This is a genomic window from Flavisolibacter nicotianae (assembly GCF_003628535.1).
In the GTDB taxonomy this organism is placed as follows: domain Bacteria; phylum Bacteroidota; class Bacteroidia; order Chitinophagales; family Chitinophagaceae; genus Flavisolibacter; species Flavisolibacter nicotianae.
The window spans coordinates 271,488-291,905 of the sequence record NZ_RBCI01000002.1 but is presented as its reverse complement, the minus strand read 5'-3'; the positions used below and the strand labels follow the sequence as shown (position 1 = coordinate 291,905).

Genomic DNA, 20,418 nt, shown 5'->3' with positions numbered 1-20,418 from the left:
TTCCGGTCGTCACAATTCGCTTGCCGACGGATGTAACCCAATCTACTTTTGTTTCGTCACATTGATAGAACAACCGACGACAAAAACAACATTCATAAACCAGTAAAACCATTGTTATGAAACTTCTTCTGATCGCCTTAACCGCTCTTTTATCGACCGGTTCCATCGACACCAATGCGCAGGACATTAAATTGTCTGCTGCCGTGGTCAACTCGTTCAATGCATCCTTCAAACACGCTGCCGATGTGCAGTGGAAAGATTGCGGCACGTACTACAAAGCCGACTTCACCATGAGCGGCCAGTACGTAACTGCTTACTACGATGTCAACGCCAACCTGGTAGCCGCTACCAAGAACATTTCACCCGTACAGTTGCCCGTTACCTTGCAGGCCAACCTGAAAAAATCTTACGACAGCTACTGGATCTCCGACCTGTTTGAAATGTCGGACGAAAACGGCACATCCTATTTTGCCACCGTGGAAAACGGTGATACAAAAATCACCTTGAAATCGATCGGCAATTCCTGGATGACGTATAAAAAAGTTCGCAAGTCCTAGGCAAGAAATGGCAAACGAGAAACGTCAAACACGAAACAAAAAAGTCTTTGGCGTTTAGCCGAATTCTGCCTCACGGATCAACTCGTTAGTTTTGGTGTGTAAACTGTCCCGCAGCGTGTGTCTACACAAAGGCGGGATTTTTTTTTGGCCTACATTTGCCGCCTAAAATGGAAAGGCAATGAACAAAGGACCCGTTTCGCAATTTATCACCCATCACTACCGCCATTTCAACGCGGCGGCCCTGGTGGATGCGGCAAAAGGATACGAACTGCACCTGACCGAAGGCGGCAAGATGATGGTTACGCTGGCCGGTGCCATGAGCACGGCCGAACTGGGCATTTCCCTGGCCGAAATGATCCGCCAGGATAAAATACACATCATCTCGTGCACGGGTGCCAACCTCGAAGAAGACATCATGAACCTGGTGGCCCACAACCATTACGAACGCATCCCCCACTGGCGCGATTTGACACCGCAGCAAGAATGGGATTTGCTGGAAAGAGGGCTAAACCGCGTCACCGATACCTGCATCCCGGAAGAAGAAGCCTTCCGCCGGATTCAGCGCCACATCCACAAGATCTGGAAAGAGGCCGACGAGAAAGGCGAACGGTACTTCCCCCACGAGTTTATGTACAAACTGCTCCTGAGCGGCGTGATGAAAGACGATTACCAGATCGACCCGAAAGACAGTTGGATGATTGCAGCGGCCGAGAAAAACCTGCCGATCGTTGTCGGCGGATGGGAAGACAGCACGATGGGAAACATCTTTGCGTCGTATGTGTACAAAGGCGAGATCAACGCCAGCACGATGAAAAGCGGGATTGAATACATGGTGTGGCTGGCCAACTATTACAAAGACAACAGCAGCGGCAAGGGCATTGGCTTCTTCCAGGTGGGCGGCGGCATTGCCGGCGACTTCCCCATTTGCGTTGTACCGATGATGTACCAGGACCTCGAGATGCACGAAATCCCGTTCTGGAGTTATTTCTGCCAGATCTCCGATTCCACCACCTCGTACGGTTCGTATTCCGGGGCGCACCCCAATGAAAAAATCACCTGGGGCAAGCTTGATATCCACACACCGAAATACATCATCGAAAGCGACGCCACGATTGTTGCGCCGCTCGTGTTTGCCTATATCCTCGGCTGGTAGGCAAGGAAAGCAAAACGACAAATGTGAGACGTGAAACTGGAGACATTTTACCTTAGAATGCACTCCTGTTTCACGTTTATCGTTTCAGGTCTCCGCTCCTATTTCCAGATCTCGGAAAAATCAATCGTTGCAGAACAATCCTTCTCGAGCGAGAAGGAGTAGGTGAAAGCGTTTCCTTTTTGTTTTAAGACATAACTGCTCTCTTCCAGCACATACACCTCTGCTTCGTTTGAATCAGGAGAGATGATGATGTAATAAGGTACTTTTTGCTGCTCATAAAGGGCAAATTTTCCGTGCCTGTCTTTTAACGCTGTAGAAGGCGATAAGATTTCTGCTACCAAAGCAGGTGGAAAGTCGAGGTAAGCCTTGGAAGTGTCCCCGCAAATAATCAACATATCAGGCTGCAGAATCGTGTCCTCTGCCACCTTGTAGTCAACCGGCTGCGAAACCTTGCAATACTTGCATCGTTTCAGTGCGACGCGAAATTCTGCCGAAAGATTCACGGCAATCACCTGGTGCCTCGGCGTCGGCGCAGGGCTCATGGCATGCGGAATACCGTCAATGAGCTCCCACTTTCCCTCCCATTGCACGTAATCATCGTATGTGTAGTGTGGCAATATTTTGACTGCATTTGACATCTCATTCGAAGGTAAGAATAAAAGAAAAAGGAACCTTTCACTTGCCATGAAACGGAGTTTCATGCAGCTAAAGCGATTCAGAGTACCGCTGTCTAATTGAAAGAAACGACATGCAACTCTTACAATTCATTATTCATTATCCACGCCACGGTTTCGTGCCATGTCTTCAACAAAAAAGCGACTTCAGAGTGAAGTCGCTTTTTGTTTTTAGCGTCCGGCGGTTGGCAGCGGCAGGTCGCGTTTCAACATCGCGTTCCGGTTGGCCATTTCCCAGGCGGTATAGAAAACCAGTTGCGCTCTTTTCCGCAACAGGTCGTAGTTGATCTTGTCCGGCGTATCGGTTGGTTTGTGATAATCGGGGCGAAGCATGCCATCGTAATAAAAAATGATGGGCACACCGTAGCGGGCAAAATTGTAATGGTCGCTGCGGTAGTAAATGCGCTCCTTGTCGTTGGGATCGTTGTATTTGTAGTCGAGCTCCATGTTCAGGTATTTCTTGTTCTGCCCTTCGCTGATCGGTTTCAGGTCTGAGCTCACCTTGTCGTCGCCTACCACGTAAACATAGTTGGTAGAGTCGCCTTTGGCACGATCCGGGTCGCTGCGGCCGATCATGTCGATGTTCAGGTCAACGGTTGTTTTATCAAGCGGGAACAGCGGATGATCGCTGTAGTATTCCGATCCGAGCAGCCCTTTTTCTTCGCCGCTGTTGGCCAGGAACACAATCGAGCGCCGTGGCCCTTTGCCTTCTTTTTTGGCCTTGGCAAATGCTTCTGCAATTTCCAGCACGCCTACCGTACCCGAGCCATCGTCGTCGGCGCCGGGATGCAGCTTGCCATTTACGATACCCACGTGGTCGTAGTGTGCGCTGATCACCACGTACTCGTCTTTCAGGTCGGTGCCGGGCAGCATGGCCACTACATTGCTGGCCGTGCCATTGATCGGGGCTTTCTTTGTTTCCAGCAACACTTCTGCTTTCGCCAGTTGCACCGAATTACCGGCTGCTTTCACCGCGTCGTATACGGGGCCGGCAATGGCTTTGGCTACATTTTCGGAAATGACATACTGCTGCGGCGCAATGGCGTTGCGGAAGCCATGGATGCCTGCACGTCCCTTGCGGCTGGTGGGACGGCTGGATGGAAAGTTGGGACTAACGGAGAGAATGGCAGCAGGGCCTTTTTTGGCCAGTTGTAAAAAGAAGGGCATGTTGGCATTGCCAATCACCATCACCACTCTGCCGGCAAGGTCGGCACCTTTCAGCGAGTCGGCGGCACCGGCACCCATCACCACCACTTCGCCCAGTTTCAGGGTCGCCTGGATGTTGTTAAAGCCGGGTGCGAAGTCCTTGTCCAGTTCGAAGGCTTTGCCGTTCACTTCCACCGTAGCCCCCAGCAGCGTATCTTGGTAAAGGGTGTAAGGCTGCTGGTAGCCGGTGCTGCTCCCGGGCTGGAGACCCAGTTGCTGAAAATAATTCTCGATGTAGGCGGCAGCCTTGCGCTGGCCTGCAGTACCGGTTTCGCGGCCTTCCATATCGGGAGAGGCCAGCGTGTAAAGATGCTTTTTGGCATCGGCGGCCGTGATGGTCTTTGCAAACGCATCGGGCTTGGCCACCTTTTGCGCAAAGACCTGTGTAGTGCTGCCGAGGAGCAGCAGGATCGCTAGTTGTTTCATGCGGCGAATTTGAAGTTTTGTTGTGGATGTAAGATGTTAATTAGGGTTAGAAAAACGGCGTTACATACAGGCAATTTTACTTACCCGGTTCTGGTGGCGGCCACCTTCGAACGCAGTTTCCAGGAAAGTTGCCACCATTATTTTTGAATCGGCAGGTGATACAAACCGTGCGGGCAGGCAAATAATGTTGGCATTGTTGTGCTGGCGGGCAAGCGAGGCAATCTCCGGAAGCCAGCAAATGGCGGCCCGTACGCCCTGGTGTTTGTTGGCCGTGATAGCCACACCGTTGGCACTGCCGCAAACGAGAATACCCACGGCCGCTTCGCCGCTCTCCACAGCTTCGGCCACCGGGTGGGCATAGTCGGGATAGTCGGTCGACTCGGAAGAATGCGTACCAACATCTTTTACAGCCAGGCCTTTTTCCTGCAGAAACGCAACGATTCCTGCTTTGTATTCAAAGCCGGCATGGTCGGAGCCGATCGCGACGGGTTTCGAAAAATCAAACACAGCGTCCATCATTTTGAAATTTGTGCAAAAGTAGGGAATGCGCTGAACCACTCCGACTCCAGGATACAAAGTGGCAGGAGGCGCTTTTTTATCCTTCAGGCCTTCGTACCCGGTGCTTCAAAAAAATCCGTAAAGCTTGTTGATGCCCCACTGGTTGGCGGATCCGTGGCAAATAGGGAAACGGGCATCACGAAGAGCAGGTCGCTGACCGGCAGCTCCGGTAAGCACAACGTCGCTGGGCTCCAGTCCGACGGAGCGCACCTGGTAGAAAAGCTTTGCCTTCCCGGTAGAGGTTTTCAAACAATCGCCTGGTTGCTTTAACCTATAGGGATTTTTCTTTACCTTATGCTCTTTTGCTATCCTTTACAATTTGCTATATGAAACTGAAGTTGAACGTTTACCTGTTGCCTTTACTGCTATACGGCAGCACTGCCTTTTGCCAGCAAAGTAACGTGGATGCACTGGATGCCTTTTCCGGTACATTCTTGAAAAAGATAAAGGCCGACAAGAGCGAAAAAGCGTACCTGACAACCAACAAAACCATTTATGCCTCTGGCGAAGCGGTATGGTTCCGGGCTTTTTTGGTTCATTCCTTTTCCGAGAAAATAAGCACGCAGTCCGGATCCCTGTTGATTGATCTGGTAGATGAAAAGGACAGCGTTTGGACAAGGTCGATTTTAAATGCCCGCGGGCAGCAAACAGATGGCAAACTGGTTTTGCCCGAAGCGCTTCCCACCGGCAATTATTGGGTAAGAGCCTATACCAGTTCCATCAGCAATGGTGAGCCGCAAAACGCCGCTGTGGCACCTGTGTATATCATCAACTTGGTCAACCCGGCGCCTGTTCGTGTCGCTACTAAATCACTGAACAGCGCTGCCGGCGAACAGCAGGTGAGCATTGAAATGTTCCCGGAAGGAGGCTCGCTTGTAACCGGGTTGAACACAACACTGGGCCTTTATTTACACGACAAAAATGGCAACCCCTTACCCTTGAGCGGGTCGATCAAAGACAGCCGCGATACCGTTGTTGCAACGTTTACCGCGAACAAATTCGGACTTACAAAGGCGGATTTTTTTCCTTACTTCCACAGGAAATACAAAGCTGTTCTTACGTACAAAGAAAAGGAGTACACCTTCCCGCTTCCATCATTCAATCGCTATGCAGGACAATTATCGGTTGCCGGTGTTTCCGGTAAAACGCTCAAACTAAGAACGATTTTGGAAGACTCGATTTACCGGAAAGATGCAGTGACCTATCTGTTGGGTGTGGCAAGGGATAGTTTATGCTTTGCAAGCATCGGGTATGGTTCGTATGAAACCGATATACAAACGACTGTTTTACCAAAGGGAATAACCACTTTTCTTTTGTTTGATCAGAATTTCAACCTTTTGAGTGAGCGGCGTTATTATGTGAAAGAGGGGAATTTGAATGTGGCAGCAAGTTTGGATAAACCCACCTACGCCAGGAGAACTCAGGCCACTCTTTCAACAACTGTTTCCACAACTGACAACCGGCCGGTCACGGCATCATTGACGGTGGCCGTCAGCAACAGTGATGCTGTGATTGCCCCGGAAGCGTTGATGGGTAATTCACTTGTTCAGAAAGCGATTGAAACAGGCATTACAAACTGGGACCTGGCACACCTGACGACGTTATCGGAAGAGGATATTGATTTGCTGTTACTGAGCAGCCGGCCTTTTTACAAGAATCGAAAAATGGAACCCGGTCAAACAGCGACCTCCGTTACGGAGCGTTTCTTCGATATCAACGGACGGTTACTCACTGCCCAGGGCAGCCCCGTGCCGAACGAGGTCCTTACCCTTCTGTCTAAGGCGGGCAATGGCATTTTTGCAATGGATACCACAGATGCTGCCGGCCAGTTTTCGTTTCCGCTTTCAGCATACATGGACAGCACACAGTTTATGATCCAGGTGAATGCCACAAAAAACAAAGTGGAAAAGCCAAGGATTGAGCTGGAGGCCACTTCTTTTCCACCGTTTCAAACACCGGCTTTCTTAAAACAACGGGTGATTGTTTCGCCGACACAAAGAGCAGCATTTTTACGGCAGCACGCCGATACGACACTGGTTGCGGGAGGAACCGGGTGGTTAACCCCCGTCAGTTTACAATCACAAAGCAAGCCATATGCGGAGGATGCACGAAGAATTTCTTCAACAGGGTCCGTCCTGACGTCTGAACAGTTAGTGAAATTGGGCATGGGAAATATCGGTATCGGATTGTTGCGTATGCCGGGTGTTCAAATCATCAATGGCTTTGTTGTGTTTTATGGCCCTGACCGTTTTGCCGGTGTAACAGCCAGTTCCGAACCGCTCGTGTTCATGGATGGCGTCCAGGTGTCATTGCCCGCCGGAGAAGGTGCAGCCTCCAGCCCTGTCATTCAGTTTTTAAATACGTTGAACCCAAGAGAAATTGATTTCATCGAAGTGCTAAAAGGTTCCGACGCCAGTATGTACGGACTAAGAGGCGGAACGGGTGTCATTCACATTCATTCGTCCAGCAAAATTCACCAGGACTTCGTAACCACTGAGGGCAATGTGTATAAGTTCTACCGGCAAGGGTATGCTAAACCAGCCCTGTTCCCATTGGTCAGTTACAACCAAAAAAGCAGTAACAATCCTTCTTTTGTTGACCGGCGTTTTGACTTGTACTGGAACGGCAACGAATTGGCAACGGGTCAATTCACCTTTCCGTTTTTCACCAACGATATTCCGGGACATTACGAGGTGACGATAACCGGCATTACGGAAAACGGAGACCTGGTTTACAAGACTCTTCCGCTCACGAATAAATAACGGCTAAAAGCGACTGTTCAGTCGCTATGCAGGTGTCCGAATTTAGCAGATGATTCTGAACAAAAAAGCAATTCCCAATAATTGACTTTCCGCTGAAAGCACGGTGCTCACTTCTCCTCCCTGATCCAGATCCGCACGTCGTGCGGCGCCACTTCGTCCCCGCCGAAATAGGGATACAACTGGTAGCCCTGTGCGGTTGCCGTGGTGCTTAACCGCGGCATGGTTTCGCTTTTTTCGTCCACCGAAAAAACATAGCGATCCTTCGCCACTTTGATGGCGCAATGCACATCCTGGCCAACCGGGATAACCGCGAGTTCCTTCGAGTCGCGAACGGCCTTGTTGTAGGTATAGGCAAACAGGCGCAGGGCGCCTTCGCTCCAGCGCCAGCCAATCCGGGCACTGAACTCCTGGTGGTTGGCGTTGTTATCGGCAAAGCCATAGAGTTTGTTAATGTCCCACTGGTTGGCCTGATCTGCGGTCTGGTACACGCAGGAACTGTCGAAGCGAACCGTGAACCGCAGTTCGCTCAGGTCAACCGGCTTGTAATTGTTGTTGGTGGCGTAGTGCCCGCCTTTGGGTATGGTGTATTGCACGGAGCCGGGCAACGGGTTGGCGCTGGCCGGTGTTGATAAATTTTCTGTCAGTGATTGTTTTTGACAGGCGGTGCAAAACAGCAGCAAGGCTGCAGCACCGTAGAACAGGTGTTTCATTGGTTTTTTCATTGGATTGGATGGGCAAATTAGGCATGGGTCCGCAAATGCAAAAGCATTTGTGGAAAAACCTTTCGCCACTAAGGATTCTTCCCTATTCTTTCCAAATCCGCACCCAACCTGTATTTTTGAAACATAAGACGAGATAATTGTGGCTGATCGAATTGTACTTCTTCCCGACAACATTGCCAACCAGATCGCTGCCGGCGAGGTCATCCAGCGCCCTGCAAGCGCCGTGAAAGAACTCCTGGAAAACGCGGTGGACGCCGGTGCGACCGAAATCAAACTGTTCCTGAACGATGCGGGCAAAGCCCTGATCCAGGTGGTGGACAACGGCGCCGGCATGAGCGAGACCGATGCCCGCATGTGCTTTGAGCGGCATGCCACGTCCAAAATCAGGAACATCGACGACCTTTTTCACATTCGCACCATGGGATTCCGCGGCGAGGCGCTTGCCTCCATTGCAGCCGTGGCACAGGTGGAGCTGCGCACCCGGCGGGAACAGGATGAAGTGGGCACCTGCATCGAAATCGAGAACAGCCTCGTAAAAAAGCAAACACCCGTGGCCGCCCCCGTGGGCACCAGCATTTGCATGAAGAACCTTTTCTTCAACGTGCCGGCACGACGGAACTTTTTAAAAAGCAACGCGGCCGAAATGCGCCACGTAATCGATGAATTTATCCGGGTGGCGCTGGCCTTCCCCAACATCTTTTTCTCGCTGACCAGCAACGGCCAGCAGCTTTTCCACCTCGAAGCCGGAAGCCTGAAGCAGCGCATCGTACAACTGCTGGGAAACAACTACAGCGCTAAACTGGTCTCGGTAAAAGAAAACACGGACTACCTCAATGTGCACGGCTTTATCGGCAAGCCCGAAACTGCCAAGAAAACAAGGGGCGACCAGTACTTTTTTGTCAACAACCGCTTTATCCGGAGCGCCTACCTGCACCATGCCATCATGCAGGCTTACCAGGACCTTATCTCCAGCGATTCGTTCCCTGCCTACGTGTTGTTCATCGACCTCGACCCAACGCAGGTGGACGTAAACGTGCACCCGACCAAGCAGGAAATCAAATTCGAGGACGAAAAGATCGTGTATGCTTTTGTGCAGGCGGCCGTAAAACATTCGCTGGCGCAGTTCAGCATCACTCCCACGCTCGACTTTGAGCTTGACGCGTCCATCCAGGGACTGGATGCCGTGCAAAAGCCCTTTACCGAAAGAGAACAGTCGGCGACACGGTCGTCCACCATATTTCAAACATTTACCGAGGCCAACCAGGCACACCGGATCGTGGGTGGTGAATGGGCCACGGTGAAGAACGAATCTTCCGGTTTTGTGTCACTCACAAAACAATTGATGCAATTGGAAGAAACCGCGATGCCCGAGCCAACACAGCTCACCACGCACCAACAGGCGACGCTCACCACCGGTTCTCCCACGCAGGTTTTCAACACGTTTATTTTGTTGCCAACGGCAGAAAAGTTTTACCTCGTTCACCAGCAGGCAGCGCACGAACGCATCCTTTACGAACGCTTCGAAGCAGCTACATTGGGAAGGGCCGTGGCCACGCAAAACAGCCTGTTCCCCGTGTCGGTGGAACTGGCGCCGCAGGACGTCGTTTTACTGGCAGAACTCCTGCCCGACCTGCAAAAGCTGGGTTACACCATCGAGCCGTTTGGACGAAGCAGCTTTGTGATCCAGGGTACACCGGCCGATCTCCTTGCCGGCAACGAAAAGGCGGCCCTGGAGAGCATCCTGGAACATTACAAGCACTTCAGCAGCGAACTGAAACTGCCGCGTCGGGAAATGCTGCTTCGCACTGTGGCTTGGCAGCAAGCCATCAAGCCCGGCACGGTGCTGACTGAAAAGGAAATGAACCAATTGACAGAAGACCTGTTTGCCTGCCGGCAACCCAATGCCACACCCTCGGGACGTCCCACCTATGTCGAGTTCAGCAAAAACCAACTGGAGCGCATGTTCCTGTAAAATGGTTTTCGTGTGGGCAACAGACCGCATGGAATAGCAAACCGCTGTCCATTTGTGCAAAGCTGTCTGTGCAGCCGCTGTTTCGCCTTTCAGCCCCCTCGTATTTCTCTACGTTTGGAGTTCGGCAGTTACGAACAGGCAAGCCTTACAGGCTTTCCGGACGGAGAATGCATCCCTCTGCTGAAGAATGGTTTAGCAAAAAAACACCGCAAAGCTTTCGTGAAGGCATTATGCCCTTGCCAACCGCGGCACGCAGCATCACATTAAAAATCTTACATTTATGTCAGCACCTTTTAGCCGCCAATGACCGGGACGATCTACAATCAACTTTCACTATTGCGAAGCTGTGTTTCTTTTCAGCCCCTGTTGCGGTTATGGAAAGAAGCCAGCGAAGGCAGCGACACCGTGGCGGCCCGTATCTGCGCGGACCTGTACCGGAAGTTTTGTGCGGTTCCCGAATTGCTGCAGCCTATCAGTGACTATGCCGCGCTGACGCCACACCAGTCGCTGATCGAAGAAGCCATGACCACGATTTTCCCGGCCGGCTTCAGCAAAGAAAAAGAACTCAACGCCGTGGCCATGCCCTTCTCAAGCAAAGTGATTTACGCGTCGTTGTTCTTCCGGCAGACCTACCTGGATAGCAACGACAACTACGTGCTGCCGCTGGATCCGCAGGTGGAAAAAAACATCGCCTTTGCTAAGGTCAATCTTGCCTACAAACTCATTTTAAAAAAATGGTACGATATTGAGCTGATCGGCGGACAGGCTTTCCTTTGTGCCTACCCCGAGCGGGAACACAACATCCACAACTATTTCGAACTGGAATGGGATTCCCGCTTCATCGACATTTCCACCTCGCACGACATCCCGCCCCTGCCCGAAGATTTTTTGTTGGAATGCCACCATGTACGCGACCTGGTGAAATATCCCGAACTCGCCACCTTGTTACCGCTGGACCGCTTCCTGTTCGAAGGCCTTGTCATCACCCGCATCCGCGAAGTATCCGAACGGGAAACGGTCAACAACATCCGGAACATTTTGCAAAAAGGCGACAGCCTCGAAAACCCGCAGTCGCTCCACGAACTAAAGCAGCAGATTCGCTACCTGCTCCGGCTGGAGGAAGCCGACATCGGCTTTACGGCGTTTTATGATGCGAACAACGAAGTGGAATTGCCGACGGTGAATTTTGCGAGCATTTTACTGCGCACCATTCGCGATACCGGCGACGTCATCGCGTTTTCGCAACACCTGGCCCAGGCGCTGGAAAAACGTCCGAATTATTTTTGGCGGGCCCGCCACTGGCATGACCAGGACGTTCGCAGGGAAAAAGGCAACGGCAACCTGGTGGACCGGCAACTCGAAAACGACGGGTGGCAAAGTGCCCTGCTCACTGCCCTCTACAACGATGGAAAGGTAATTGGCAGCCTGGAAATTGTTACCAGCAAAGGAAGGCTGATTGAGAAGACCATGCTTCGTCAACTGGAACACGTTCGCGAAATCCTGCAAACAGCCATGCAGCAATACCGCCAGCAGGTGCAGAACAGGATCACGGCCCTGGTGAAAGAACATTTCACGGCCGTGCAGTCGTCGGTAGAATGGAAATTCAACAACGCGGCCATCCGCTACCTGCTGCAGCAACACAGCGGCGACGCAGCCAAAATGGAGTCGGTGGTTTTCGAACAGGTCTACCCGTTGTACGGTGCCATCGACATAAAAAATTCGTCCGGCGAACGAAACCGGGCCATCCAGGAAGACCTGTTGCAGCAACTCCAGTGGGTGAACAACCTGCTGACCAGCGTACAGGACCAACTCAACTATCCGCTGATACAAGAAATAAAGACCCGCAGCAATGCTTATACGGGCAGCATTGCCAATTACCTGTTTGCCGCCGACGAACAGGTTATCCAGCAGTTCCTCCGAACCGAAGTGGTCGAATTGTTTCAGTACCTGGCCAAGGTGGCACCGGATTTTACCCCGGAGATCGAGGAGTATTTCCGCCGGACCGACAACCCGCTTCGCCTGCTGAACGAAAGCCGCCAGAAGTTTGAAGAGAGTGTGACCATGATCAACAACAGCATCGTGCATTTCCTGGAGCAGGAAGAAGAAACGATGCAAACGCTGTATCCGCATTACTTCGAGCGGTTTGTAACAGACGGCGTGGATTTCAACCTCTATATCGGCCAGTCCATCGTTCCAAGCAGGGAATACCATGCGGTGCACCTGAAAAATTTGCGGCTGTGGCAACTCACCTTTCTGGCAGAAGCGGCCAGGCAGGTGCACCGCATGAGTGCCAGCCTTCACCTGCCGCTGCAAACCACGCAACTGGTGTTGGTGTACAACGAGCCCATCTCGATTCGGTTCCGCAATGCCGAACGCAAATTCGATGTGGACGGCGTACACCATGCGCACTATGAAATTCTCAAAAAGCGAATTGACAAAGCCCTGATCAAAGGCACCAACGAACGCCTGACCCAGCCGGGCACCATTGCCATCGTGTATTCGCACGACGACGAAGCCAAGGAATACATGCAGTACATCGATTACCTGAAAACACAGGCGTTGGTCCAGGGCACAATCGAATTACTGGAGGTGGAAGAATTGCAGTCGATCAGCGGGTTAAAAGCCATACGGGTTCCCGTTCAACTGGAAGAGGCCCCAAGCCAGAGCGACCCGCGAAAAAAGGCAACGTTGAACGACTGATAATTTTTTAAACCGAATGATTCGGATAATGGCGTGCAGGTAATTTACAGTAAGCAATTAGCAATAGTGAAGATCCAATAACCGATTCACGATCATGCCTGCGTCTTTAAAAAGTTTGATTTTCAAAACAGGCGACCAATTATCATATAGCAATCCGCTGGCAGGGCAGAACATAAACCGGTGAAACGTGAGTACATCGCAGGCTAAAGAGTCCACAGTTTCACATTTGACGTTTGACAAGTCCCGCCTGCCACTAAGCTGCCTTCTTTCCCGCCGTTGCTTTCTTTTTAACAGGCGCTTTTTTCTGCGCTTTTTTTGCCGCTTCTTTCTCGGCACGGATATTTTCCTTCAGCACCTTCCAGTAATCCTGGGTATAGTCCACAAAAATTTCGGCACCGGCCGGAATGTTTTTAACCGCCTCAATGTAGGCACGTCCATCGTCGTTTACATAAACACAGTTGTTGGTAAGACCCTTTACCCGGACGAGGCCACGGGCATCGTTGGCATAGCGTGCAAGCGCAGACAGGGTTTTCTGAGCATCGATCACGTTGTTGCGGGTGATGGTATAAATGTAATAGTTGGTGCTGTCGTCCTTCACGTCTTTCCAGGTCGTTCGCCGGCCCTTGTACTCAACGATCCGGGTTCCTTTGGGGATAGCAACCGAGGTAAAAAGGCCTTTTCCTGCACCGGGTATCGTGGATTCGTCGACGAACAAATGCTTTTCAAGTAATGCCATAAAGTCTAAAGGGGGTCTGGTGAAACGTTTTACCGATCAGCAAAGAAACAGGTTTCGGCAGAAGAAAGTGCGGCTATAACAGAAGAAATTTCGCCGGCCGGAGGATTTAGCCCGGTTTCAGTTTCATGGCAGGATATTGGGAGATTGGAATATTGAGATATTGTTGACAGAAAATAGCCCCATATCCTGCTATCCGGCATCGGAGTGAAAACGCTATTCATCCCAAAGACCTTCTTCCAACACTTCTACCAGGTTGCCATCGGGGTCGTGAAAGTAAAACGAACGCAGGGTTTGTTTCCAGGTATGCTCGTGTAAAACGGTGATGCCTGCCTGTTTTATGTTTTGCAAAACGGCGGGATAGTCCTCCCCGCTAACTTCGAAAGCAAAGTGAATGCTACCTCTTGCCCCGTGCGGCGGCAGTTCGCCTTCCTGCTCTGTTTTGGACGCGATGAAACAAAGCAGCACCGACTCGCCGGCCCTGAAAAAAATGTGACGATCGGGCACAACGGAAATAACCGGAAGACCGAGCTTACCGGCATAAAACGCTTTTGTCCGATCAAGATCGGTTACGTAGATACAGGTTTCTTTGATGCGGCAAATTTTCATGGTTGCTCGTTACAGTCAACTGCGCAAATACGAAGCGCCGTTGACATCGATGATCCCACCCGTCATAAACTCGGTGCCGTTGCTGGCAAACACGGCGACTGCACGTGCGACTTCTTCGGGACTTGCCACCCGGTTTAGTGGGCTTTGTCGTTTGATCCTTTCTCCTTCTTCGCCTTCCAGGTATTCTTTGGCCATATCGGTTTCGACAAAGCCCGGTGCAATCACGCCAACGCTAATATTGTGCGGTGCCAGCGCAATGGCGAGTGATTGGCTCATGGCATTCAGTCCGGCTTTTGATGCGCCGTATGCCGGGTGATCGGGCTCGCCGCGAAAGGCACCGCGGGAAGAGATGTTTACGATTTTGCCGCCTCCTTTTTCCTTCATGTGGCGGGCAGCAAAAAAGCAAAGGTTGCTCACGCCAACCAGGTTGGTGGCCAGCGTTTGCTGCCAGGCATCCTGCCAGCGCCGGAAATCGGTTTCGAGAATTTTGTGTTCGGTGAAGATGCCGGCATTGTTTACCAGGATATCAATACTGTTGTATTGCTGAAGTATTTTCTGCCAGACGGATTCAATCATCGACGGCTGCGCCACGTCTAACGCAAAGGCAGCGTGTAGACCAGGTGTGCCCAGTTCCCGCACGATCTTTTCCGCTTCGGCTTTTGCCGATTTATACGTGATGACCACATTGGCATTTGCACCTGCAAACAACTGCGCACAGGACTTTCCGATGCCTCTCGAACCGCCGGTGATCAATACGGTTTTACCAGTAAAATCAAATTGAATCATAACAGTTCCCGAAATTAAAACAGCTACCCGGAACAATCACGGGTAGCTGTCGTATGATAGAAATAATCCCCAACGTTGAATAGTGAATTAGAGATTGCTCTATTCATTACTCGTTACTCATTAATCCAGTCCTCCCTTGCGGGTAGCCTTTGCCTGCTTCGGCCATGCTGTGCGTTCGCCAGTGCGCGGATTAACAGGGAGCAAACTTTTTTCCCGCGACGTGGTTTGCGGATCTTCGCTGGCCATATAAGCAAGAATGGCGGTCAGGATGGCATTGCTGCGAAGATCATCCCATACGATTTTATCGTAGGTATCGCGGTTGGTGTGCCAGGTGTATGTGCCGTACGACCAGTTGAGAGAACTCAGCGAAAAGGCCGGTGCACCCACGGCCACGAAAGAAGCGAAATCGGACCCGCCGCCACCCGGCACGCCGGGAAAGGAGGTTTGAACCTGGCTGCGGATGCTGTCGGGCACCCGCGACAACCAGCGGTTGATGTAGTCGTAGGCGTTTAAAAAACCCTGGCCGGACAGGTTAACCACCCGTCCTGTACCGTTGTCCTGGTTGAAGACTGCCTGCACCTTTTGCACGATGTCCGGGTGGTCTTCCACAAAAGCCCGCGATCCGTTCAGCCCCTGTTCTTCGCTGCTCCAGTGACCCACCAGGATGGTGCGTTTGGGGTTGGGGTAGACTTTTTTCAAAATCCGCATGGCTTCCATCATCGTCAGTGTTCCCGTGCCGTTGTCGGTAGCGCCGGTACCGCCATCCCAGGAATCGAAGTGTGCCGAAAGGATCACGTATTCATCGGGCTTCTCTGTTCCTTTGATTTCTGCGAGGGTGTTGAAGGTGGGCACCACACCCAGTTCCTTCGAATCGACCTGCACGCTGATCTTCGGTTTTTGTCCGGATTCGGTGAGGCGATAGAGCAGGCCGTAATCTTCCAGTGACAGGTCAACGGTCGGTATTTTTTTGGTAGACGCACTGAAGATCTTGTTCACGCCAAAGCCATTGCTCCAGTTGCTCATCACGATGCCGGCGGCACCGGCCGTTTCCAGTGCTTTGGGCAGGGCACCGCGGCCTGTATAGCCAAAGCGTTGGAGGCGTTTGCGCCAGGCTTCGGTTTGATCAGCCCTTTCCTTTTTCATTTTCTCAAACGATTCCTTGGTGGCAAACTCCTGCCAGTTATAGTCAGGTCTCCCGGTCGGCTGCGGCATGGAGATCAGCACGAATTTTCCCTTTACCGACGGCAGCCAGGCCACAAAAGCCAGCGAGTCGGCAACCTCGGGGAGCAGGATGGTTTCGGCCGCAATGCTTTTGCCCTTCGTAGAAGGACTCCAGGCAAGTTGCGTTCCTTCGAGGCTTTTTACCCAGGGTGCCACCATATCGATATGGCTGATGCTGCGTTCCCAACCGCGCCATTCGCCCCATTGCTCATTACGGGCGGGGATACCCCAGCTTTGATAGGTGGACACGGCCCAGTCGTTGGCCTGTTTCATTTTGGGACTGCCCACCAGCCGCGGACCAATGCCGTCGAGCAACTGGTGCGCCAGGGGCTGTAGTTGCGAGTTGGTGGTCGCTTCGCGAACAATCTGCTGCACCATCACGGAGTCCCTGTTTTGTGCAAGCAGGTGTTGTGCCGGTGCGAAAAGAAAGAAAAGAAAAACGGTCGCAATATGTTTCATGCTGTAACAGGATTTAAAAAACCGAATGTAGAACTTTCAACCCTGAATCTTTTTATTTTTAGGGATTTCAACTCACCATTTCAATCAGTCATTCGAATGAAGAAAATTGTTTCCCTTGCCCTGTTGTTTTTGTTGACCCATTGCCTTTCGGCACAGGGTCTTTCACCGCTCACGGTGGAAAAAATCATGCGTGACCAAAAGTGGATCGGCACATCGCCGTCGAACGCGTACTGGAGTGCCGATGGCCGGTTTCTTTTCTTTAGCTGGAACCCCACGAACAGCGAATCGGACTCGGTTTACTACATCACCCTTACCGACAGAACGCCTAAAAAAGCGGGCTACGAAATGCGGCAACGCATCCCCTCGCTGAACAGCATCGTGTACAACAAGCACAAGACAGCCTATGCCTATACCCTCGACGGCGATTTGTTTTATGCTGATGCCAAAACCCACAAAGAGCGGCGCATCACCCACACCACCGAAAGCGAATCGTCGCCCCAGTGGATCGACAACGATTCAAAACTTGTTTACAGCCGGACACAAAATCTTTACGCCTGGGATATCGCCACAGGACAGACAACACAGCTCACTAATTTTCAACGCGGCACCGCACCCAAAGAACCCGTGCAGAACACCCAGGAAAAATGGCTGCAGCAGGAAGCAATTGCTATGTCGGAAGTGGTGCGTGAGCGAAAGCAAAAGAAAGACTCAACGGATGCCATCAACAAGCGCCTGAAGCCAAAAGAGCTCCGCACTATTTATCTCGAAGAAAAAAATTTGTTCGCCCCGGCAATTTCCGCCAATGGCCGCTTTGTTGCCTATCGCCTCAACCGGCCGGCAGCCAATGCAAAGAACAGCATCATTCCCAATTATGTTACCGAAACGGGTTTTACCACCGACATCCCCGGACGCACAAAAGTGGGTGCGCCGCTGAGTGCCACGGAGCTTTATCTTTTTGATCGTGAAAAAGACACCGTTTACCAGGTTAAAACCGACAACCTGCCCGGCATTACCGACATGCCGGATTATGTGAAAGACTATCCCGCAAAAGACACGGCGAAAAAAAAGCCGCTGGCCCGGACCGTTGGCTTTCGCAGCCTGGAATGGAACGAAGACGGGACCGCCCTGGCTGTCGACATTCGTTCCACCGACAACAAGGATCGCTGGATTGTCCTGCTGGATCCTGTCACTGGCAAATTAAAAACGATCGACCGCCAGCGTGATGAAGCCTGGGTGGCGGGCCCCGGTGTTGGTGATTTTCCGGTATCCCTGTACTGGATTACTAACAACATGCTTGCCTACCAAAGTGAGAAGACCGGCTATTCGCACATTTACAAAACCAATGTTGAAACAGGCGAAACCACGCCACTCACCAGCGGCAAATTTGAGGTCTCGAACCTGCATCTCTCCAGGGACAAAACCTATTTTTATTTCAACAGCAACGAGCCGCACCCCGGCGATATGCAGTATTACCGCCTGCCGGTGAGCGGCGGTAAACCGGAACGGCTGACCACGCAAACCGGTAACAACGATGTTGCACTTTCGCCGGATGAGAAATGGCTTGCCATCCGGTATTCGTATTCCAACAAGCCCTGGGAATTGTACCTGCAGGAAGCAAAGCCGGGAAGGAAATGGCACCAGCTAACCAACCTTGCGCAATCCGACGAGTTCAAATCCTATGCATGGCGGGATCCCGAGATCGTCACTTTTACTGCCAGTGATGGCGCACAGGTTTATGCAAGGCTTTACAAACCGTCCAATCCGCACCCGTCCAGGCCCGCGGTGATTTTCGTGCACGGTGCCGGTTATTTGCAAAACGTACACAAATGGTGGAGCACTTACCAGCGCGAATACATGTTCAACAACCTGCTTGCCGATAATGGCTACACGGTGCTCGATATCGACTACCGCGGCAGTGCCGGCTACGGCCGCGACTGGCGCACAGGCATCTACCGCCACATGGGCGGAAAAGACCTGAGCGACCAGGTGGACGGCGTGAAATACCTTGTAGAAAAACACGGTGTCAACCCGAAAAACATCGGCATCTACGGCGGCTCGTACGGTGGCTTTATGACGCTGATGGCCATGTTTACACAGCCCGACGTGTTTCACTCGGGAGCGGCGCTTCGTTCGGTAACCGACTGGGCACATTACAATCATGGCTACACGTCAAACATCCTCAACGAACCCTACAACGACAGTCTCGCCTACAAACGCAGCTCGCCAATTTACTATGCGGAGGGACTGAAAGGCAACCTGCTGATGTGCCACGGCATGGTGGATGTGAATGTGCACTTCCAGGATATCGTTCGGCTTACGCAACGCCTCATCGAATTGCACAAGGACAACTGGGAACTGGCCCCTTACCCGCTGGAAGACCACGGCTTTGTAGAGCCAAGCAGTTGGACGGATGAATACAAGCGTGTCTTTAAACTGTTTGAGACCACGCTAAAGAAATAAAGCCCGCGAACCAAACGCAAAAAAGGTGACGTTCTCCCGTCACCTTTTTTTATGCAAGTACATTTCCAAGAAAGCGCTGTAGTTGTTTGATGTGGCGTTGCGTGTGATAGTTGTTGAACGCCACCCATTCCATTTTTGTCATCGTGCCCAGCGACGGATGCCGGTATTGGGTACAGGCTTCCGTTAGATCGGCCACGGCGATGGCTTTACGCAAGGCCTCTTCTTGCGCCTGCAGTTGGCTGGCAAGCGTGGAAGGATCACCGCCCTGTTCGGACGGCTGTACTCGTTCGGGTGCTACCCGTTTGGTGCCGGTGTCTTCCATTGCCCGTCGCAGCAACGCAATTTTTTCATCGGGTGGACGGTTGGTGGGAATGGATTCGCTGTGCAGCGCCCCGTTTGTGGACGCATACACCTTCACCAGGTGATCGGCCACCTGTGCGGCCGACCACCCGCTTCCGGAAGGCTTTTGATGAAAGCTCTCCGGTGTAAAGCAAAGCAGAAGGTCGCAAAGAGCTTGGGTGGTTTGCTCCAGTTCGGCGAGAAGTGTTTCTTTGGTCATACACAAGATTGATTTGCTAAAGGTAAGTGGACGTCCCGCATTTCGGATGCAATGGTCCACAGGCGCCTTTCAGCATCTATTGCGGTGATCGGGACGGTTTTTTACCGCCGATATAACGCTTGTTAAATACGTCGCGAAAAAAGAGAACAGCAATTATATTTAGGGCAAAAACGATAGATGAAAACCATCCTTTCTGCTGCACTGTTTTTCTTCGGCCTGCATGCCTCTGCGCAGTCCGTCAGCACGTCGGTTAAATTCGCAAAAGCAAACCAGCAGGCCCTGATGCTTTACCTGCCGTACAGCGCGGAGGTGGCCGAGGGCACTATTCTCACCAAGCTCAAAGAAATTGGCTTTGAGCCGGAGAGCAAAGGCTCGCTGTTTTGGAAGCAAAACAAAGTGAATGGCTTTTACGCCTTCAAAGGTGTGGCGCTGAAGGGCGACAACCTGCAGTTGGTCGACCTTTATTTTAAAGTCGACCGCCGCGGCAGCAAGGGCGACAACCAGTCGGTCATGTACCTCCTCACCAGCAAAGGCGCAGAAAATTTTGTGAGCGATGCCACGGACCCTGCCGTGTACACGGCCGCCCAAAAATTTTTGAACGGCTTTACCTCCGAAACGGCAACATACAAACACACGCTTGATGTACAGACGCAGGATGAAACCGTGAAGAAGGCAGAGAAAAAACTCCAGAACCTGCAGGAAGAAGAAAGGGACCTGAATAAAAAAATCGCCGGCCTGCAGGAAGAGCTTCGCAAGAACAAAGAAACACAGGTAACCCAGCAGGCAACCATCGAAGCCGAGAGAAGAAAACTGGACGAGATGCGAACGACAAAGCAATAAACCTTACCCTCTCCTCAAGCA

At 51.8% G+C, this 20,418-nt stretch carries 17 protein-coding genes; 7 read left to right on the top strand and 10 right to left on the bottom strand.

Annotated features, from left to right (window positions below; all coding sequences use genetic code 11):
• Positions 1-116 precede the first annotated feature (116 nt).
• A complete protein-coding gene (locus D6024_RS06270) occupies positions 117-557 on the top strand; it encodes a hypothetical protein (protein ID WP_121353742.1) in 441 nt (146 codons plus the stop codon).
• Between the two features lie 178 nt (positions 558-735).
• Positions 736-1,710, top strand: a complete 975-nt coding sequence (locus D6024_RS06265) for a deoxyhypusine synthase family protein (RefSeq protein ID WP_121353741.1) — start codon at positions 736-738, stop codon at positions 1,708-1,710.
• Positions 1,711-1,808: 98 nt separating this feature from the next.
• Here the strand turns inward: D6024_RS06265 and D6024_RS06260 are convergent, their stop codons facing one another.
• The 4 genes from D6024_RS06260 to D6024_RS06245 all read right to left on the bottom strand — a co-directional run bounded on the left by D6024_RS06260 (position 1,809) and on the right by D6024_RS06245 (position 4,823).
• Positions 1,809-2,327 carry a Uma2 family endonuclease gene (locus D6024_RS06260; protein WP_162944588.1) on the bottom strand — a complete coding sequence of 173 codons (519 nt, stop codon included), beginning with the start codon at positions 2,325-2,327 and terminating at the stop codon, positions 1,809-1,811.
• 228 nt (positions 2,328-2,555) lie between these two features.
• Positions 2,556-4,016: a M28 family peptidase gene (locus D6024_RS06255; RefSeq protein ID WP_121353739.1), complete on the bottom strand. Its 1,461-nt coding sequence runs from the start codon at positions 4,014-4,016 to the stop codon at positions 2,556-2,558.
• Between the two features lie 60 nt (positions 4,017-4,076).
• Positions 4,077-4,535 carry a ribose 5-phosphate isomerase B gene (gene rpiB / locus D6024_RS06250; RefSeq protein ID WP_317125261.1) on the bottom strand — a complete coding sequence of 153 codons (459 nt, stop codon included), beginning with the start codon at positions 4,533-4,535 and terminating at the stop codon, positions 4,077-4,079.
• 105 nt (positions 4,536-4,640) lie between these two features.
• Positions 4,641-4,823, bottom strand: coding sequence for a hypothetical protein (locus D6024_RS06245; protein WP_121353738.1), 183 nt, complete (start codon positions 4,821-4,823; stop codon positions 4,641-4,643).
• Between the two features lie 77 nt (positions 4,824-4,900).
• Between D6024_RS06245 and D6024_RS06240 the strand changes: the two genes are divergently transcribed.
• Entirely contained in the window at positions 4,901-7,336 is a 2,436-nt protein-coding gene (locus D6024_RS06240) for a TonB-dependent receptor (RefSeq protein WP_121353737.1), read from the top strand.
• 107 nt (positions 7,337-7,443) lie between these two features.
• On the opposite strand, the gene D6024_RS06235 is transcribed toward D6024_RS06240, so the two are convergent.
• Positions 7,444-8,046 carry a hypothetical protein gene (locus D6024_RS06235; protein ID WP_121353736.1) on the bottom strand — a complete coding sequence of 201 codons (603 nt, stop codon included), beginning with the start codon at positions 8,044-8,046 and terminating at the stop codon, positions 7,444-7,446.
• 151 nt (positions 8,047-8,197) lie between these two features.
• Here D6024_RS06235 and mutL point away from each other — a divergent pair, with 151 nt between their 5' ends.
• Both mutL and D6024_RS06225 read left to right on the top strand, forming a co-directional pair.
• On the top strand, positions 8,198-10,030 hold the full coding sequence (gene mutL / locus D6024_RS06230; protein WP_121353735.1) for a DNA mismatch repair endonuclease MutL: 1,833 nt from the start codon (positions 8,198-8,200) through the stop codon (positions 10,028-10,030).
• A gap of 303 nt (positions 10,031-10,333) precedes the next feature.
• Positions 10,334-12,730, top strand: coding sequence for a hypothetical protein (locus tag D6024_RS06225; RefSeq protein WP_121353734.1), 2,397 nt, complete (start codon positions 10,334-10,336; stop codon positions 12,728-12,730).
• A 253-nt stretch (positions 12,731-12,983) separates the two neighbouring features.
• Here D6024_RS06225 and D6024_RS06220 read toward each other — a convergent pair whose 3' ends face one another.
• From D6024_RS06220 to D6024_RS06205, 4 genes are all read right to left on the bottom strand, one after another.
• Positions 12,984-13,466: an SET domain-containing protein gene (locus D6024_RS06220; protein ID WP_121353733.1), complete on the bottom strand. Its 483-nt coding sequence runs from the start codon at positions 13,464-13,466 to the stop codon at positions 12,984-12,986.
• A 213-nt stretch (positions 13,467-13,679) separates the two neighbouring features.
• A complete protein-coding gene (locus tag D6024_RS06215) occupies positions 13,680-14,072 on the bottom strand; it encodes a VOC family protein (RefSeq protein ID WP_121353732.1) in 393 nt (130 codons plus the stop codon).
• A gap of 15 nt (positions 14,073-14,087) precedes the next feature.
• A complete protein-coding gene (locus D6024_RS06210; RefSeq protein ID WP_121353731.1) occupies positions 14,088-14,858 on the bottom strand; it encodes an SDR family NAD(P)-dependent oxidoreductase in 771 nt (256 codons plus the stop codon).
• A 120-nt stretch (positions 14,859-14,978) separates the two neighbouring features.
• Positions 14,979-16,538 (bottom strand): M20/M25/M40 family metallo-hydrolase, encoded by a 1,560-nt coding sequence (locus D6024_RS06205; RefSeq protein WP_121353730.1) that lies wholly within the window; start codon positions 16,536-16,538, stop codon positions 14,979-14,981.
• Between the two features lie 96 nt (positions 16,539-16,634).
• Between D6024_RS06205 and D6024_RS06200 the strand changes: the two genes are divergently transcribed.
• Positions 16,635-18,998 (top strand): S9 family peptidase, encoded by a 2,364-nt coding sequence (locus tag D6024_RS06200; RefSeq protein WP_121354132.1) that lies wholly within the window; start codon positions 16,635-16,637, stop codon positions 18,996-18,998.
• A gap of 49 nt (positions 18,999-19,047) precedes the next feature.
• Here D6024_RS06200 and D6024_RS06195 read toward each other — a convergent pair whose 3' ends face one another.
• Positions 19,048-19,557: a DinB family protein gene (locus D6024_RS06195; protein WP_121353729.1), complete on the bottom strand. Its 510-nt coding sequence runs from the start codon at positions 19,555-19,557 to the stop codon at positions 19,048-19,050.
• Positions 19,558-19,734: 177 nt separating this feature from the next.
• Between D6024_RS06195 and D6024_RS06190 the strand changes: the two genes are divergently transcribed.
• Positions 19,735-20,397: a hypothetical protein gene (locus D6024_RS06190; protein WP_121353728.1), complete on the top strand. Its 663-nt coding sequence runs from the start codon at positions 19,735-19,737 to the stop codon at positions 20,395-20,397.
• Positions 20,398-20,418: the final 21 nt, after the last annotated feature.

Bases quoted from the DNA above. Each gene is read 5' to 3' on its own strand.
- D6024_RS06240 (WP_121353737.1), top strand. From the start codon at position 4,901: ATGAAACTGAAGTTGAACGTTTACCTGTTGCCTTTACTGCTATACGGC.
- D6024_RS06205 (WP_121353730.1), bottom strand. From the start codon at position 16,538: ATGAAACATATTGCGACCGTTTTTCTTTTCTTTCTTTTCGCACCGGCA.
- rpiB (WP_317125261.1), bottom strand. From the start codon at position 4,535: ATGATGGACGCTGTGTTTGATTTTTCGAAACCCGTCGCGATCGGCTCC.
- D6024_RS06265 (WP_121353741.1), top strand. From the start codon at position 736: ATGAACAAAGGACCCGTTTCGCAATTTATCACCCATCACTACCGCCAT.
- D6024_RS06195 (WP_121353729.1), bottom strand. From the start codon at position 19,557: ATGACCAAAGAAACACTTCTCGCCGAACTGGAGCAAACCACCCAAGCT.
- D6024_RS06235 (WP_121353736.1), bottom strand. From the start codon at position 8,046: ATGAAACACCTGTTCTACGGTGCTGCAGCCTTGCTGCTGTTTTGCACC.
- D6024_RS06190 (WP_121353728.1), top strand. From the start codon at position 19,735: ATGAAAACCATCCTTTCTGCTGCACTGTTTTTCTTCGGCCTGCATGCC.
- D6024_RS06200 (WP_121354132.1), top strand. From the start codon at position 16,635: ATGAAGAAAATTGTTTCCCTTGCCCTGTTGTTTTTGTTGACCCATTGC.
- D6024_RS06225 (WP_121353734.1), top strand. From the start codon at position 10,334: ATGACCGGGACGATCTACAATCAACTTTCACTATTGCGAAGCTGTGTT.
- D6024_RS06210 (WP_121353731.1), bottom strand. From the start codon at position 14,858: ATGATTCAATTTGATTTTACTGGTAAAACCGTATTGATCACCGGCGGT.
- D6024_RS06215 (WP_121353732.1), bottom strand. From the start codon at position 14,072: ATGAAAATTTGCCGCATCAAAGAAACCTGTATCTACGTAACCGATCTT.
- D6024_RS06255 (WP_121353739.1), bottom strand. From the start codon at position 4,016: ATGAAACAACTAGCGATCCTGCTGCTCCTCGGCAGCACTACACAGGTC.
- D6024_RS06270 (WP_121353742.1), top strand. From the start codon at position 117: ATGAAACTTCTTCTGATCGCCTTAACCGCTCTTTTATCGACCGGTTCC.
- D6024_RS06220 (WP_121353733.1), bottom strand. From the start codon at position 13,466: ATGGCATTACTTGAAAAGCATTTGTTCGTCGACGAATCCACGATACCC.